The sequence below is a fragment of the Burkholderia sp. AU33423 genome (genome assembly GCF_002223135.1).
Taxonomy (GTDB): Bacteria; Pseudomonadota; Gammaproteobacteria; order Burkholderiales; family Burkholderiaceae; genus Burkholderia; species Burkholderia lata_D.
In genome coordinates this window covers 55,162-70,537 of record NZ_NKFH01000009.1, presented here as the reverse complement: position 1 = coordinate 70,537, position 15,376 = coordinate 55,162, and the positions used below count along the sequence as shown (strand labels likewise).

At 61.6% G+C, this 15,376-nt stretch carries 17 protein-coding genes and 1 pseudogene; 6 read left to right on the top strand and 12 right to left on the bottom strand.

The annotated features are described in order from the left end of the window. Positions 1 to 45: 45 nt before the first annotated feature. A pseudogene (locus CFB50_RS33585) lies at positions 46 to 423 on the bottom strand (AraC family transcriptional regulator); the annotation flags it as partial. A gap of 15 nt (positions 424 to 438) precedes the next feature. Beyond that, entirely contained in the window at positions 439 to 1,230 is a 792-nt protein-coding gene (locus CFB50_RS33580; RefSeq protein WP_089448782.1) for an MHYT domain-containing protein, read from the bottom strand. A 364-nt stretch (positions 1,231 to 1,594) separates the two neighbouring features. Between CFB50_RS33580 and CFB50_RS33575 the strand changes: the two genes are divergently transcribed. Next, positions 1,595 to 2,239 (top strand): carbonic anhydrase, encoded by a 645-nt coding sequence (locus CFB50_RS33575; protein ID WP_089448781.1) that lies wholly within the window; start codon positions 1,595 to 1,597, stop codon positions 2,237 to 2,239. A 156-nt stretch (positions 2,240 to 2,395) separates the two neighbouring features. Here the strand turns inward: CFB50_RS33575 and CFB50_RS33570 are convergent, their stop codons facing one another. Continuing rightward, the gene (locus CFB50_RS33570; RefSeq protein ID WP_089448780.1) at positions 2,396 to 3,130 is read right to left on the bottom strand and encodes an ABC transporter substrate-binding protein; all 735 of its coding nucleotides are present in this window, start codon (positions 3,128 to 3,130) and stop codon (positions 2,396 to 2,398) included. A gap of 380 nt (positions 3,131 to 3,510) precedes the next feature. Here CFB50_RS33570 and CFB50_RS33565 point away from each other — a divergent pair, with 380 nt between their 5' ends. After that, the gene (locus CFB50_RS33565; protein ID WP_179254266.1) at positions 3,511 to 4,956 is read left to right on the top strand and encodes a DEAD/DEAH box helicase; all 1,446 of its coding nucleotides are present in this window, start codon (positions 3,511 to 3,513) and stop codon (positions 4,954 to 4,956) included. A 372-nt stretch (positions 4,957 to 5,328) separates the two neighbouring features. Here the strand turns inward: CFB50_RS33565 and CFB50_RS33560 are convergent, their stop codons facing one another. Beyond that, positions 5,329 to 5,769, bottom strand: a complete 441-nt coding sequence (locus CFB50_RS33560) for a hypothetical protein (protein ID WP_256979387.1) — start codon at positions 5,767 to 5,769, stop codon at positions 5,329 to 5,331. 111 nt (positions 5,770 to 5,880) lie between these two features. Between CFB50_RS33560 and CFB50_RS33555 the strand changes: the two genes are divergently transcribed. From CFB50_RS33555 to CFB50_RS33545, 3 genes are all read left to right on the top strand, one after another. Then, complete coding sequence (locus tag CFB50_RS33555; protein ID WP_089448778.1) at positions 5,881 to 6,264, top strand: ATP-dependent protease; 384 nt, start codon at positions 5,881 to 5,883, stop codon at positions 6,262 to 6,264. Between the two features lie 1,192 nt (positions 6,265 to 7,456). Beyond that, positions 7,457 to 7,870: a hypothetical protein gene (locus CFB50_RS33550; protein WP_089448777.1), complete on the top strand. Its 414-nt coding sequence runs from the start codon at positions 7,457 to 7,459 to the stop codon at positions 7,868 to 7,870. A gap of 219 nt (positions 7,871 to 8,089) precedes the next feature. After that, the gene (locus CFB50_RS33545) at positions 8,090 to 8,689 is read left to right on the top strand and encodes a DJ-1/PfpI family protein (RefSeq protein WP_069249653.1); all 600 of its coding nucleotides are present in this window, start codon (positions 8,090 to 8,092) and stop codon (positions 8,687 to 8,689) included. Here the strand turns inward: CFB50_RS33545 and CFB50_RS39215 are convergent. The 3 genes from CFB50_RS39215 to CFB50_RS33535 form a co-directional block, all read right to left on the bottom strand. Then, entirely contained in the window at positions 8,670 to 9,014 is a 345-nt protein-coding gene (locus CFB50_RS39215; protein ID WP_144020733.1) for a hypothetical protein, read from the bottom strand. The genes CFB50_RS33545 and CFB50_RS39215 overlap by 20 nt on opposite strands. A gap of 269 nt (positions 9,015 to 9,283) precedes the next feature. Beyond that, complete coding sequence (gene pstS / locus CFB50_RS33540) at positions 9,284 to 10,291, bottom strand: phosphate ABC transporter substrate-binding protein PstS (RefSeq protein WP_089449043.1); 1,008 nt, start codon at positions 10,289 to 10,291, stop codon at positions 9,284 to 9,286. A 430-nt stretch (positions 10,292 to 10,721) separates the two neighbouring features. Next, on the bottom strand, positions 10,722 to 10,937 hold the full coding sequence (locus tag CFB50_RS33535) for a hypothetical protein (protein WP_089448776.1): 216 nt from the start codon (positions 10,935 to 10,937) through the stop codon (positions 10,722 to 10,724). Positions 10,938 to 11,139: 202 nt separating this feature from the next. Between CFB50_RS33535 and CFB50_RS33530 the strand changes: the two genes are divergently transcribed. Further along, on the top strand, positions 11,140 to 11,454 hold the full coding sequence (locus CFB50_RS33530; RefSeq protein WP_089448775.1) for a hypothetical protein: 315 nt from the start codon (positions 11,140 to 11,142) through the stop codon (positions 11,452 to 11,454). A 48-nt stretch (positions 11,455 to 11,502) separates the two neighbouring features. On the opposite strand, the gene CFB50_RS33525 is transcribed toward CFB50_RS33530, so the two are convergent. The 5 genes from CFB50_RS33525 to CFB50_RS33505 all read right to left on the bottom strand — a co-directional run bounded on the left by CFB50_RS33525 (position 11,503) and on the right by CFB50_RS33505 (position 15,335). Next, complete coding sequence (locus tag CFB50_RS33525; protein ID WP_089445534.1) at positions 11,503 to 12,099, bottom strand: plasmid pRiA4b ORF-3 family protein; 597 nt, start codon at positions 12,097 to 12,099, stop codon at positions 11,503 to 11,505. 38 nt (positions 12,100 to 12,137) lie between these two features. Further along, the gene (gene tnpC / locus CFB50_RS33520) at positions 12,138 to 13,700 is read right to left on the bottom strand and encodes an IS66 family transposase (RefSeq protein ID WP_089445533.1); all 1,563 of its coding nucleotides are present in this window, start codon (positions 13,698 to 13,700) and stop codon (positions 12,138 to 12,140) included. A 29-nt stretch (positions 13,701 to 13,729) separates the two neighbouring features. Continuing rightward, on the bottom strand, positions 13,730 to 14,077 hold the full coding sequence (tnpB, locus tag CFB50_RS33515; RefSeq protein WP_089445532.1) for an IS66 family insertion sequence element accessory protein TnpB: 348 nt from the start codon (positions 14,075 to 14,077) through the stop codon (positions 13,730 to 13,732). Next, positions 14,074 to 14,469 (bottom strand): IS66-like element accessory protein TnpA, encoded by a 396-nt coding sequence (gene tnpA / locus CFB50_RS33510; protein ID WP_089445531.1) that lies wholly within the window; start codon positions 14,467 to 14,469, stop codon positions 14,074 to 14,076. Before tnpA ends, tnpB begins: the two co-directional genes overlap by 4 nt. Positions 14,470 to 14,930: 461 nt before the next feature. Then, positions 14,931 to 15,335: a hypothetical protein gene (locus CFB50_RS33505; protein WP_069249649.1), complete on the bottom strand. Its 405-nt coding sequence runs from the start codon at positions 15,333 to 15,335 to the stop codon at positions 14,931 to 14,933. Between the last annotated feature and the right edge of the window lie 41 nt (positions 15,336 to 15,376).

Sequence of the window (15,376 nt, the reverse complement as noted above, 5' to 3'; positions counted from 1 at the left end):
CATCGCCGGCGAGCCCCGGCGTGACGCCGCGGGGCCGTGCGACGCTTACTTCAACGGCATGCAGATGCGCGTCTGCAACTGAGCGGGCGGTGTGCTGCGCGGGTCGTTCAGGTACTGCTCGAACATCGGGAAGTCGGCCGGCACCATGCCGCTCGCAGGCAGCCATTCGGAGAACATCCAGTTATACGGCTGGTCCATTTCGTTGTACGGCCCGGTGTGGGTCAGGATCGCGCAGCGGCCGGCGGGAATCTCGAAGCGCTCCAGCTCGTCGCCCACTTCGGCGTCGGGCGCGACGGACATGCCGGCCATCGAGCGCAATCGGTCGGCCGGCACCTGCTCAGGATCGTCGAAATACACGCCGAAGCCGATCGCCTCGGGACGCGCCAGGCCGGCGGCGGCGGCCAGCATGAAGGCACGGGTGAAGTCGAGCCTGCCCAGTCAGCGAGTGGGATTTCGTCGATCGAGATGGGTGCTCAATGTCGCCTGAACGCGTTCTCGTGCCTGGGTATTGGTTCTGGCATCCAGCAGCATGATCACGGCGGCGACCAGGAAAATCACCAGGCTGAAAGTCACGACGATACCGGCCAGCCACGGTGCGGGCAGATCGGAGAGGGGCACCGTCGCGTCGCTGCTACGTTCGAAACTGGCCGCTGCCATGCCGCAATAATGCATCCCGCACACGGCCACGCCCATGACGATGGCCGAACCGATCTGGCGTGTTCTGCCGAATGTGCTCGGCCGGCGCAGGTCGAAGGCCAGCAACAAGGCGGCGCCACTTGCCAGGATCGCGATGATGACGGACAGCGCGACCAACCAGGGCTGGTATCGAATACTGGAGCAGATGCTCATGGCCTGCATGCCGAGATAGTGCATGCCGGCGACGCCCAGTCCCATGACGATTGCGCTGACAATGAGTTGCGGCCAGTGCAGGGCGAAGCGGGAGAGCGGGATGAAGCCGACGGCCGAAGCCGCAATCGCAATGAACAAGGAAGCGACGGTGGTGGGAATATCGTATCCAACAGCGACCGGCAGGTGAAATGCCAGCATGGCGACGAAATGCATCGACCAGATACCGAGCCCCATGATGCAACCGCCGAAAGCGATCCAAGGCCAGATCGAACGATTCCCGATGAGATTCAGGCGATCGGAGATATTGAGTGCGGTGAACGATGCAAGGATCGAAAGCAAGCAGGAAAGTACGACAAGCGTAGGGTCGTAGGTGCCGGACATGATCGTTATTCTCGGTTATAGGCTTTTTGGTCGTTTGAGGGCGCCCTATTTTTTGCGAGTGCGCCGTCCCCTCGTGTGTCCCGCAAATATACCGAAACCCGGATTCGAATCAAGGGCACCGCTGCCAACTTAGGGTGGTGCGTCGGTGCGACGGACGTCCCCGGATCGTGCAGGGTTTTCGGTCCCGGGCGGACCGGATCGGATGCGCCGTGCGCGCATGGGGGCGCGTCGAGGGAGTCCGGCCGGCCGACGTCGGCGCCAGCCTCATCACGACGCCGTCGATCTGCGATAATGGCGCCCGCCTTGGCGGACGCGGCGTGCCATCACATTGCCGCCCGCCGTGATTTCGTATCAGGAGAGTCCCGTGCGCGACATCATCGACGGCTTTCTGCGCTTTCAGCGCGAGGTCTATCCGCAACGTGTCGAGCTGTTCAAGCAGCTCGCGACCACCCAAAATCCCAAGGCGCTGTTCGTGACGTGCTCGGACAGCCGCGTGGTGCCCGAACTGCTGACGCAGCGCGAGCCGGGCGAACTGTTCGTGATTCGCAACGCGGGCAACATCGTCCCGTCGTACGGACCGGAACCGGGCGGCGTGTCGGCCACCGTCGAGTATGCGGTCGCCGTGCTCGGCGTGCGGGATATCGTCATTTGCGGGCACTCGGATTGCGGCGCGATGGGCGCGATCTCACGGTGTACGTGTCTCGACCATATGCCGGCTGTTGCGAACTGGTTGCGCCATTCCGATGCCGCGAAAGCCATCAATGCCGCGCATCAGTTCGACTCCCCTCGGGCCAAGCTCGACGGTCTGGTGCGCGAGAACGTGATCGCGCAGCTCGCCAACCTGCGCACGCATCCGTCGGTTGCCCTCGCGCTCGAGCAAGGACGCATGAATCTGCACGGTTGGGTCTACGACATCGAGATGGGGCGCATCGACGCACTCGACGGCACCACGCGCCGATTCGTCCCGTTGAGCGAGTCGCCGACCACGGTGGCGGTCAAGTCGTACTGAGCGCCGGGACCTCGTTCCGGCGGGTCATATCCGCCATGCCGAGTGGAAAAGCGGGAAGCGATCGCGACTTCCCGCACCCGAAGCGGCCGCGCGAAGCCGGGCGGCTGGTGAGCAGGGCAATCGCGGTCCCGGCGCGCTGCGTTACACCCGATGCAATCACGCTTGCGGCGCGACGGATGCGCCGGTGATGCCATGCCGTCGCAGCGAATCCGCGACGAAGCCTGACGCCTTCATTTCCTCGACGAACGCATTCAGTGCCGCCGCGGCAGCTTCCCCACGGCTCTTCGGCACGCCCATGGCCTGCCGGATCACCATGAACCGCTCGTCGAGCAGGCGCAGGCCGGGCGTTTTAGCGGCGTCGGCCTCGAGCTGCTGCTTCACGCCTGCGGCCACTTCCAGTTGCTCTTCGAGGAAGGTCTGCACGACGGCTTGCGACGTGGGTGCACGCACGATCTGCGCGGCCTTCAGTTCGCGCGTGAGGAACAGGTCGTAGGCGCTGCCCTTGCCAACGGTCACGCGGTTGCCCGGCTGGTCGACGTCCGCGTTCGTGCGGATCGGCGACGCGTCGCGCACCAGATAGAACCCTTCGATCAGCACGTACGGCGCCGTGAACGCGACCGTTTCGCCGCGCAGCGGATCGACCGCGAAGAAGCCGAAATCGGCACGCTCGTCGGTCAGCGCCTGCACCGATTTGCCGGCGGTGTCGAACACGACCAGTTCCAGCCCGGCCGACAGGCGTTCGGCGAACGCGCGCGCAAGGTCGATCGACACGCCGAACGGTTCGCCCGTCGCCGGGTCGCGGTTCGCGAGGATCGGGTTGCCGAGGTTGATCGACGCGCGCAGCTTGCCGGTCGGCGTGAACGCGGAGAGGACGGAAGGGGCGACGGGCATGGGAGGCTCGTGGTGGTCGTAGCGGCAGGGTTCGGCGCGCGTCGATGTGCGACGGCGCGTCGGCATCGAGCTTAACACCTGGCTTTCGTCATCGAGCGGCGTCGAGCGACGCAAACCGGCCTTCGGCGTCAACCGGGAGGCGCGAGACAGGTGCCTTCCCCGCATCTTGTGGCCCGAACCGTGATGGGCGGGCAAAGGAATGGCGTGGCTGCGAGAGGCGATTTGATGCGGGAAGAGGGGGGTGATTTGCGTGCTTCGCGCCAGCGGCGGCTGTCGGTTGGCCGTGTCGCCGCTCCCCGTCGGCGCCGTCCAGCCAGGCGCCGTGGGCCTTGATTCGCCCGGCAACCGCTAGAATTGCGGTTTTAGTCCGGAATACGTCCATGTCTTTTGCCTCGCTCGGCCTGATCGATCCCTTGCTGCGTAACCTGCAGGACCTCAATTACCAGGCCCCCACGCCGGTGCAGGCCAAGGCGATTCCTGCCGTGCTCGGTGGCAAGGACGTGATGGCGGGCGCCCAGACCGGCACGGGCAAGACGGCGGGGTTTGCGCTGCCGCTGTTGCAGCGGCTGGTGCAACACGGCCCGGCGGTGTCCAGCAACCGCGCACGTGTGCTGGTGCTGGTGCCCACGCGTGAACTGGCTGAACAGGTGCTGCAAAGCTTCATCGCGTACGGCAAGGGCCTCGATTTGCGATTCCTGGCCGCTTATGGCGGCGTGAGCATCAATCCGCAGATGATGAAGTTGCGCAAGGGCGTGGATGTGCTCGTGGCCACGCCGGGCCGTTTGCTGGACCTCAATCGCCAGAACGCGGTGCAGTTCGATCAAGTGCAGACGCTGGTGCTGGACGAAGCCGACCGCATGCTGGATCTCGGCTTTGCGCGCGAACTCAACGCCGTCTTTGCCGCGCTGCCCGCCCAGCGCCAGACGCTGCTGTTCTCGGCCACGTTTACCGACGACATCCGCGCGATGGCGGCGACCATTCTGCGTAGCCCGGTCAACATCAGCGTCAGCCCGCCCAATGCCACGGCCAGCAAGATCAAGCAGTGGGTGGTGACGGTGGACAAGCGGAACAAGCCCGACCTTTTCATGCACCTCGTGGCCGAGAACAAGTGGGAGCATGCGCTGGTATTCGTCAAGACGCGCAACGGCGTGGATTACCTGGCGGCGATGCTGGACGAAGCGGGCTATGCGGTCGACACCATCCACGGCGACAAGCCGCAACCGGCGCGCCTGCGTGCGCTGGAGCGCTTCAAGACGGGCGAAGTCCAGATGCTGGTGGCCACCGATGTGGCGGCGCGCGGGCTGGATATCGACGACCTGCCGCTGGTGATCAACGTGGACCTGCCGATCGTGGCGCAAGACTATGTGCACCGCATCGGCCGTACCGGCCGCGCAGGTGCCAGTGGTGTGGCGGTGTCCCTGGTGTGTGCGGATGAAGCGCCGCAACTGGCCGCGATCGAAGCACTGATCAAGCAAACGCTGCGCCGTGAAGAAGAGCCGGGTTTCGAGGCCGAACACCGCGTGCCGGAAACCAGCGCGACGGGGCAGATCATCAAGAAACCCAAAAAGCCGAAGAAGCCCAAAGTGCCGCAAGCTGCGTCGGCTGCCATGCCGGTGGCGGGTAAGAAGCCGCGTCCGCAAGGTGGTGAGAACAAGCGCAAGGCTGCGGCGCCGCACGCGAAGCCGGCCGGTAACGGACCGGACTACACCATCGGCAGCCCGTTCAGCGTGCAGAAGCCGCGTGGCAAATCTGCCGACAAGCCGGCGGCGGGAGCGCGCAAGCCGGCTGGCAAACCCGCTGGTGCCCGCGGGAAACGTCCGTCCTGATGCGTGGAGATGCGACTCGCCAGCCACGGAATAGGGCTGGCGGTTCGACGGCTGAAGGCAACCTCGAGTGTGTGGCGTTGTCGGGTTGAATCTGAAGCCCATCGCGATCCGTCGACGCAAGTTTCAGAACCACCGTTTCAGGCTGAAACGGGAGGTTCAGGAAAGTCCGCTGGGACAAGAGCCCGTTGCTGATGCCAGGACGGCGGCGAGGATTAGCGCTGCAAAGGCAGACCGAGAGACTGGACGCATTGCCGGGAAACCAGTTCGACTGCTTGCTGCGGCAGCAGCGGGTGCGAGCATCGCCGGCGAAGACTGGGACCTGCAATCCCCCTTCGCAGCCTTGCGGAATGCTGTCCTGCTATGGGTGCGGGCTTACTGCCATTCACCGGGATGACAGATCACCCAACCGGGGAGGTAGCTATCCATGTCCGTATGGCCCCAGCACAAGCCGTGCTGGTGAAGGGTCTTCATCAACTGTTCGCGTTGTGCGCAGGCGCTGCCCGGAGCATATTGCCCGTCAGGCAATAATTTTGGTGCCGGGCCGTTCCGGCATTTGTCATTGGCGACTTCTTCCTGATGCATCAATGCCTGGACGACAGATGGAACGGTGCGGGCCAACGTGGCCTTGTATTCGATGCAGGCTGGCGCTTTGGGATCGTTGGACTGGCGGGCACATTGGGACTGAAGCTTGTCGATGTTTCTCGATACTTCTTGCGGATACGTCTCGGCGTGTGCTGTAGCAAGACATCCAGCCAGCAACAGGTAGGCGGCAAGTGATCTGATCAAAATCATTTCGCGTATGACACGATGCATCCGGTAGCTCGGGAACGGGCGAATTATGGCATGTGCGCGCGGTCCGGACTCAAGGCGCCTGCCGGGGTGCGGCCCGTGCGATGATCTGCGATGAACGACATGAGAGAAGGAATGATGACTACATTCGACGAGGCGACAACGGCGGCGATCGCCGCGTTTGCCCAATTGGATTTCTACACGGCTTTGCAGGCGATGCGCGCGGAGGCGGACTACGACCGCGAACGAGACGAGTGGATCTCGCGCTATATCGACGAGCACGGCGGCGGCGCGGACGATGCCGAATACGACGCCTTGCACGCGCAGGCCCAGGCAACCCCGGAATACGCGCAATTCATCGACGCGGCTCGCCGGGAAATCCTGGAATACTTCGACGTGACTGACGATCAGCTGGACTGGATGGTCGTGCTGCGCAATGACGACAGCGATGAGCTTTGGGCGGAAGTCAACCGGCAGCGGAGCGCGCTGGGAACCGGTGAGGTGCGCGGAGATCTCTGATCGTTGCTTGCCATTGGGGGCGCAAGTCGTGCTGCGTGCGGGGCTGGAGTCAGGTCAATCGCGAGGTGCGCCGGGCTTTCAGTTGCTGAAGCCGACCCGTCGAGGGAGGGCAAGCGTTCGGATCTTCGGAACGCGTGACCGTTGTGCTCTGACACTTGCCGTCGAGGTGCAGCGGCTCGATCTACAGCAATGGGGTGTGCTTGGGCGGCCGCGTCGGACAGCGGCCGGCTAGAAGCGGTCAATCGACAGTATCGGAGATCGGCAACAATTAATCCGATTTTCGCGGGTCTGGGAAATGTACATCGCCAACAAACAATCGAGATACAACTAGAACAAAGTGCATGAGACAGGGGAGGTGGCACAAATATGCGATCCAGTCTTCACTCGTCCATTTTGATTGCTGTGACATTTGTACTTTGCCTGTGTCTCGGTGCTTGCAAGCAGGAACAGGACGAGTCGCCTGCTCTATTGCAAAACGTGACGGCGAGTGGTGGTTACTGGGGTGCATGCCCGCCTAAGGACAGGACCGGACAGGAAACGTTGAAAACCATGGGCCGGCTTGGAACATCGCCTGAACTTGACGCCCGATTGAATGCTGGTTTCCCTCCTGGATCGGATGCTCGGATACTCGAAAGGACCCTTGCTGAACAAGGATTCCACTTTGACGGTGTCTGCAAGACAGACCGGTCGATTCATGCTGCCGACTTTCACCGTAAAGGCAAGGGTTTCCTGTCTTACGGTGTGTTTGCGGAAGTCTATTGGAAAGTGGACCAAGTCGGTCAAATCGAGTGGACGAAAGGATTTGTTATGTTTGACGGCTTATAGACATCGTCGGGTGGTTGGCCACGAAAGACGTAATTGGTCGATCGAATGACCGCTTGCAAAATCACGAAAGGACCGCTCCGGGTCGATCCCGGCCCGCGACTTCGCACACAAGCACCTCGTTCGTTACGCGTCACGGACTGCGCCGCCCCGATAGACTCGAGCGTTGAAATTTCGGTCTCGATCGAAACAGCGGCCGTCTGATCGTGGAGTAGTATTCCCCCATGTCCGGTTATTGCCAAGTCTCTACGGCACACAGCCGACCCATCCGTGACGACGACGGCGGCGAGCTCGCTACAGTGTTCGGAAACTGTCTCAACGATACGTGTGGCGGCTCCGGCCGCGACGAAGGCATTGATGGGAATGCATCATGTCAACCGAGTGGAATCACCGCGTCAGACTGTTTGTCCAGCGTTTCTGGCAGCCGACCAGTGCGTGCATGACGTGCATGCCGGGGAGCTGGGGAAACATCACGAGCCTTGCCCACTGGACTATCGCATTTCATACGGGTCTGCTGACTGGACTCCTGGCTGTACTTCTGACGTTCACGCCTGTGTCAAAACTCTACGCGCATCGATACGGCAATGCGCTGGTCGTTGGCATCCTGACCACGTTGGGTGACGCCTACTCGCACACGAGTCACTACCGCATCCCCTATGTCGAGCACATCGTGACGGGGGCAATTTCAGGTGTCTTTACGCTTGCGGCGTCATATCTCTTCGAAGACCGCGCGCGACGCGTTCGGGCGGTGTGGGCTCGGGTTTTCGGACAGCTTATCCGCTGACTTTCCGAACCCACCGTGCCAAACGGAAAGAGATTCCCCGGTAAGGCTACGCTTCATAAACCGCCGGTCCGGAAAGCAGCGCTGATGTGAGAACGCGACGTGCACCCTTCCGACCAGGTCCCGGTGGCCAAAACCGAAACCGCAAGTTTTCGCCGACGTAAATCCGTTCATCGCGCCGATCTGGCAATATGCATCGACAGACCACAGCCAGGGCATCCCATGCACATCGCGATTCTGACCTTCCAGGGCTTCAACGAACTCGATTCCCTCATCGCGCTGGGCGTACTCAATCGAATCAAGAAGCCCGACTGGCGGGTGACGCTGTCATGCCCGGAGCAATTCGTCACATCGATGAACGGTGTGACCGTGCAGGCGCAGTCGACGTTGGCGGACGCACGCGCGGCGGATGCCGTCATCGTCGGGAGCGGTATTCAAACCCGGGATGTCGTCAACGACGCGACGCTGATGCAGCAACTGAATCTCGATCCGACCCGGCAACTGATTGGCGCCCAATGTTCGGGCACGCTGGTTCTGGCAAAGCTTGGCCTTCTCGACAACATCCCGGCGTGCACGGACCTCACAACCAAACCCTGGGTCGTCGAGGCGGGCGTCGAAGTCCTCAATCAGCCATTCTTCGCTCAAGGCAACGTCGCAACGGCAGGTGGCTGCCTTGCTTCGCCGTATCTGGCCGCGTGGATCATTGCGCGCCTGGAAGGCGAGGAAGCGGCGCGAAGCGCACTGCACTACGTGGCGCCGGTCGGGGAGAAGGAGGCGTACGTTTCTCGTGCGTTGACGAACATCACGCCTTACCTGCCGTAGCGCGCAAAAAAATGGCGCTGCCTCCGTCGCCATAAGCCGGGCTTAGCGGTAACGTCGGGTTCCCGACACCGGCTTCTCCCACGTGCCCGGTTGCCACGTCGTTCGGCTGTTGCGTGGAAGAGGGGGCGAGAATGTTCGACGCCTCATTCAGGCAGAGCCATTCGGTGACGCCAGTCTGCAACGGATCGGACTCCACCAGCCAGTTCGTCGTGCAAAGACGGCAGCGATACTGTCGCACGACGATTGCCGGCCGACCTAACGGTCGCAATTTCGTTGGCTTGTGCAATTCCACCAGTCCGCGATGTGCGACGGGATCGGACATCATGCGCATGTTCGTGCACGCTTCGCAAGGCATGTGCGTCAGCCTTTCAGGAACGCGTCGGCGCGGCGAATCACTTCTTCGCTCATGGTTCAAATCGTCCGCTGATTGCAACGTGATCGGCAGTGCGTCCGTCCCATGCTTAAACCAGGCACGCTCGCCATCGCGATGTGCGTCGATTGGCGGTCGTGACGGACTTTCCGGAAAGTCATCAAAGGGACGTCCTCCTTCGCTGCGTGGCGAATGCGGGCGATTGCGCGTCTCATCCGGACTACTCAGTTTGCAATCGGCTTACCGGACGCATCCTTGATTTTCGCTTTCCATTGCGTGCGGATTTCGGACACCACCGATTCGGGAAGCGAGATGTAGTCCAACTCCGTGGCGGCCTGGTTGCCGTTGTGGAATGCCCAGTCAAAGAACTTGAGCGTTTCCGCACCTTGTGCCGGCTTCTCTTGCGTTGCATACAGAAGCACGAACGTCGCGCCGACGACCGGCCATGCTTCCTTGCCCGGCTCGTTCGTCAGGATCTGATAGAACGACTTCGACCAGTTCGCGCCTGCAGCGGCGGCCTTGAACGTTTCCGTCTTCGGCTCGACCACCGTGCCCGTCGAGTTCTTCAGCGCGGTGTAGACCATGTTGTTCTTCTTCGCGTACGCCCATTCGACGTAGCCGATCGCGCCCGGCAGGCGCTGCACGAACGCGGCCACGCCGTCATTGCCCTTGCCGCCCGTGCCCGTCGGCCAGTTGACCGTCGTACCTTCGCCGACCTTCGACTTCCATTCGCCGTTGACCTTCGACAGGTAGTTCGTCCAGATGAAGCTCGTGCCCGAGCCGTCGGCACGGCGAACCACGGCGATGTCCGTGTCCGATAGCTTCACCTTCGGGTTCAGCGCGACGATCGCCGGGTCGTTCCACTTCTTGATCTTGCCGAGGTAGATGTCGCCGAGCACCGGGCCCGACAGTGTCAGTTCGCCGGCCTTCACGCCCGGCACGTTGACGACCGGCACCACGCCACCGACCACCGTCGGGAACTGGAACAGGCCTGCCTTCGCGAGCTCGTCATCCTTCAGCGGAGCATCCGAACCGGCAAAATCGACTGTCTTCGCGTTGATCTGCTTCAGGCCGCCCGACGAGCCGATGCCTTGATAGTTGACCTTGCCGCCGCCCGCCTTCTTGTACGCGTCTGCCCACTTTGCATAAATCGGGGCGGCGAACGTGCTGCCTGCGCCGGTGATATCTACCGCGTGAGCATGGAGGGCAACAAGAACCAGGGTGCAGGGCATCAAGTTCCGGATGTTCACGTAACGCCTCCTGTCTGCTATCGGCATGCCGGTCCGCAAGCAGGCCTCGGTTGAGAAGTCTGACGGGTCGAGTAGGGTCTGCCGGCTGCCTTTCGGCAACGTCTGTCGATTGACCGCGGCAATGATCGTCTCTCGATTGCTTTCGAGCACGATGCGCCAATGCGTGGTTGCGGCAGCCTCCGTGCCGCATTTTTCTCGTGTGAGGTTCGCCGGGAGCTTGATTGCAACGTACCGCAACCGAGGCCGCGGGAAGAGAGCGGCCGGCTTGGATCGTCACTGACGATCGAGTAGGTCAGACAAGTGGCGAAGTCCGTCATCGTGTGCGGTAAGCAGTCTCGCAACGAAGGGTGATAGGAGTATTGCAGTTGACTGTGAAAATTCAAGGAAGGCGCAATGGCTCGATCCGCCGGATTCAATGCACGTCACCGGCGACGATGGAGGCCAACGCCCGATCGCCATCTCGTTGGGCAGTGTCTTCCGTGGAAAAGATGTCGGTACTGAATGCGATCAGTTTGAAGCCGGATCCCGCGGAGCGAGGAACCGTGATGCCCCAGTGCCAGCCGCCATCTTGCTGGAACACGTGGAGCGCAGGGGGGCCTTGGCCCAGTGCTGGTGAGGAAGTCGTCATCGCGTGCTCTCCCGTCGTGGGGCAATTGCGGGGCAACTACATCGGACGCGTCAACCCAGTCTACGGACACTTTTGCTGCGGCGCAATATTCGAGTTTTACGAAAATGCCAATGTGTGAAACGCCACAATTTTGAAATACAAATATGCAATGTCGGAGATGGCTGGCATATTGGTGTGACGATTAGGATTTTTCGGAGGCTTTATGGATTGCAGTTCGCTTGTGTGGGCGGGGGTGCCGCATAGCAGCGATGGCGTCGTGTTTCAGATTCGGGTCGGTCACGGACTTCAGCGTTTTCATATTGCTCGATTGATTCTCGAGAAGGCGTGCGACCTTGAGCGACTGGCGTCTGACGCACGACAGCTCGAATGCTTTTACGAGCATTTGACGTCGATCCTGGCAGTCGCGCGGAAGACGCGCTCAAAGGCGAAAGCCGATACGGTTTCGCTGAATGTTTCGGATTTTGTTCGGCCGGGGATTGCTCGGGGCGAGCCGGCGGCTTGGGCGGTGATGCTGTGAGCGCCGTAGGGCGATTGTAAGCGCGTCACCAGCACCGTCGTGACGGAGTTATCGATTACCCCATCGATTGGTCGCGAGTCGCATCAACGCGGCGTTGGCAGCACGCAAATCGAATAGCTCCGGGTCGAATCCTGGGCCGACCCATTGACGATAGTTATCCGCTTCTTCGCTGTCAGGCCTGTCGCGCAACGTGGTCAGGAACGTTTCATACCCTGGCGCACCGCCGACGTCTTCCGGTGGGCAAGCGCGAGCACCATCGATCACCCTGGACTCGCCCCACGACTCGTCTGCAATCGTCTCAACGCTTTCGACCACGATCTGGTGATCCCAGCCGTCTCCGAAGTCATAGCGGTAGAGAATGCGCGAGTCAGGTCGCAGGACTTTGTTCAGTTTGGTTTTCCGGTCGTCGAATGTCTTCGATCGATCCATGAACTCTAGTGCCGCATCGACATCGAACATGGCGTAGGTTTTGCCGTCGATCAGGAAGTCGTGCATGTGTGTGCTTTCCCATCCGAAGGCTGCTTGCAGAATGTGGTGTAACTTGCGCAGCGAGTCGGGTCCTTCGACTGTGATCCGGCGCCAGATAGGCGGTTGGATATACAGTAATTGCACGTGCAAGGTATAGCGCTGAAACGACTTGGCCATCTGATCTCCGAGGTCTGGGCATCAGTGGCATTATCCCTTCACGGCGTGGGAAGGGGCACCGTCCAGGGCAGCAGTTCGTCGATTCGGTTGATCGGGTGATCGGCGATGCGCGCCAGGACATGACGCAGGTACGCCTCGGGATCGATACCATTGAGCTTGGCCGTGCCGATCAGGCTGTAAATCGCGGCCGCACGTTCACCGCCGGAATCCGCGCCGGCGAACAGGTAGTTTCGTCGGCCCAGGGCAACGCCGCGCAGTGCCCGCTCGACCGGCAGATTGTCGATTTCCAATTGTCCGTCGTCACAGTAGCGCGTCAATGCTTCCCACCGGTTCAGGGCATAGAGGATGGCCTGACTCGTGTCCGATTTGCGCGAGAGTGTTGCCAGCGCGGCGTTCAGCCACACATGGAACTGTTCGAGCAATGGTTTGGCGTTCGTCTGCCGGTGCGCTTGCCGCTCGTCTGGCGGTTTGCCCCGGATCGCTTCTTCGACCTCGTAGAGCGCGCCGATGCGTTCCAGCGCCTCCTTGTTCAGCGCGTTGGGCCGCGCCGCATACAGATCGTAGAACTTGCGCCGGGCATGCGCCCAGCAAGCCGCCTCAAGTACCTTGCCGGTCTCGTAGATCTTCTGATAGCCGCCATAGGCATCGGCCTGCAGCGTCCCCTTGAACTTGGCCAGATGCTGTTGCGGATGCTCGCCACGGCGATCGGGGGTGTAGGCGAACCAGACTGCCGGTGGCGCCTTGTCGCCCGAGTTCCGGTCATCGCGCATATAGACCCATAGCCGCCCGGTTTTCGTCTTGCCATTGCCCGGCGCGAGCACCGGAACTGGCGTATCGTCGGCGTGCAGCTTCGTGGCTGCCATCACATGCAGGCGCAGCGCATTGACCAGCGGTTGCAGTAGCTTGGCACTGTGCCCCACCCATTTCGCCAGCAACGAGCGATCCAGTTCCACGCCTTCTCGGGCGTAGATCGCCGACTGGCGGTACAACGGCAGGTGATCGTTGAACTTCGCCACGAGCACATGCGCAAGTAGTCCCGGGCCGGCCTGACCCCGTTCGATGGGGCGGCTTGGCGCTGCCGCCTGTGCGATCTGATCGCAACAGGTGCAGGCCAGTTTCGGTCGAACATGGCGAATCACACGGAAGCTGGCCGCCACGTATTCCAGTTGCTCGGACACGTCTTCGCCGAGCGGCTTCATCTCGCCACCGCACGCCGTGCAGGTTTCGTCGGACTCCGGCAGGTACATTCGTATGTCGCGCGGCAGATACTCCGGCAGCGGCTTGCGTTGTATCTGTTCCGGTACCGTGCGCGGTGCCTTGGGAATCTCGATGGGCGCAGCGCCTTCGTCGGCTTCGAGATCTTCCAGTTTCAGTTCGAGCTGCTCGATCTGGCGATCCAGTTTCTCGGAACTGCGCCCGAATGCCATACGGCGCAGCTTCGCGATCAACAGCTTCAGGTGCTCGATCTCGGCCTTGCCCGTGGCCACCACGGCTTCGTGTGATTCGACCAGATCTTCCAGATGACCGATGCGCGCATCGCGCTCAAGCAACAAGGCTTTGAGCGCTTCGATGTCATCCGGATAGGCGTTGGCCGTGGTCATGCCCACAGTTTACGCGGGCGCCGGTAGGTTTACAACGCCGAACTCGGCTCGGTCGTACGCACCGGCTGCCGCCAGTCGATGCCTTCGAGCAGCATCGATAACTGGGCCTGACTCAGGCAGACCACGCCGCCATCGGCGCGCGGCCAGATGAAGCGCCCACGCTCCAGGCGTTTCATCAGCACACACATGCCGTCGCCGCTCCACCATAGCACTTTGACCAGATCGCCCCGCCGGCCACGAAACACGAACACGTGCCCGCTGAACGGATCTCGCTCCAGCACGGTCTGGACCTTAGCCGCCAGGGTGTTGAACCCGCAGCGCATGTCGGTCACGCCTGCAGCCAACCAGACGCGAGTTCGACTCGGCAAACCGATCACGCTGCCATCCCCGGCATGCCGCGCAACATGTGCAGCACCAGCGTCAACGTACTCTCGTCCGGAGCGCCTTCGATGCGGACATGGGCGTTGCCTACGTTGATCTCAATCGCGCCGGTCGGTATCGTGGTCGGCGCCGACACCGGCACCAGCGGCGTAGTCTCGGCAAGCGGCGTCTCCACTTTCACCGGTAGCAGTCCAGCCGAATCGTATTCGCCGGCCCGCAACGAACGGCGCCATTTGAACACCAGATTCGCATTCAGGCCGTGCTCCATTGCCAGGCGCGCGACCGACACGCCGGGCTCGCATGCCAGCCTGGCCATCTCGCGCCGGAATTCGAGTGGGTGATTCGGGATGCCTTTGCGGCCAATCCTCTTTGGTGCTTCTGTTGTCAAAGTAGTCCCCGCTACTTGAAGTGGTGGGCACTACTCTGGCAACTTCCGGTCACGCCGTCGAGACGGTGCTGGAGACTCGCTTACGGGCGATTGAGGAGAGCGGAGTTTTCGGTCCTGGAGCGGACGGGCGTGGGGCTTGGCGAGCGTTACGCGTTACGTCTTGTCGCGTGCGGCGCAGGTACTGCTGCAGTGTTGGCGGGATGCTTTTTGCGGGCTTCCGCGTAGTCTCGTGATTGAGCGGCGCGATGAAAGGGCGTCGCGTGATGACTGCATACCCATGAACGAAAAGCGCTGGCCGGTGAACTGGCCAGCAAAGTGGTCCTGGCGATCCGAGGTTGAGTGTGCCAGAACCAAAGACACTGAACGGCGTGCGCGTGCAGCCAGGCGAGCATCTCAAACGATCGGCCCCGAAAGTCGGGGCTTCTCCGGCTCGACCTTGCGCAATAATCTGTGATCGCAGTTTAGGCTGGGCTAACGGATGCGACCAGACGCGCACTCACGTTCGGAAAATTGAAGGCATCGCAGGGCTTCTTCGGAACTGTCCATGTGGCGATCATCGCGGCGGTCGGCAGATAGTCGGGATCGGCCGACGCGACCCCGGCCCACACGCCGCGAGACACCTGTCTGCCATGGAGATAAAAGTGCAGCTCCCGGCCAGCGCGGTCGCACATACACTTGATTCTCTCCACCGATTGGCCCAATCCTCTAATCCGTGCGATTTGGTTGCGATCCAGCTCGAACAGGGCACTCACCACGCCGTCACAATTGCCAATGGCAATCATGTTGCTGTCATCAGTCAACGCCCATGTCGGATGCGGCGTGCCTAGGCGCAGCATGAAATAATCTGCAGACTCTGAACCAACCATACTGTTTCTCCTGCAAAAGATCCGTTGTTCTGCTAACTGAA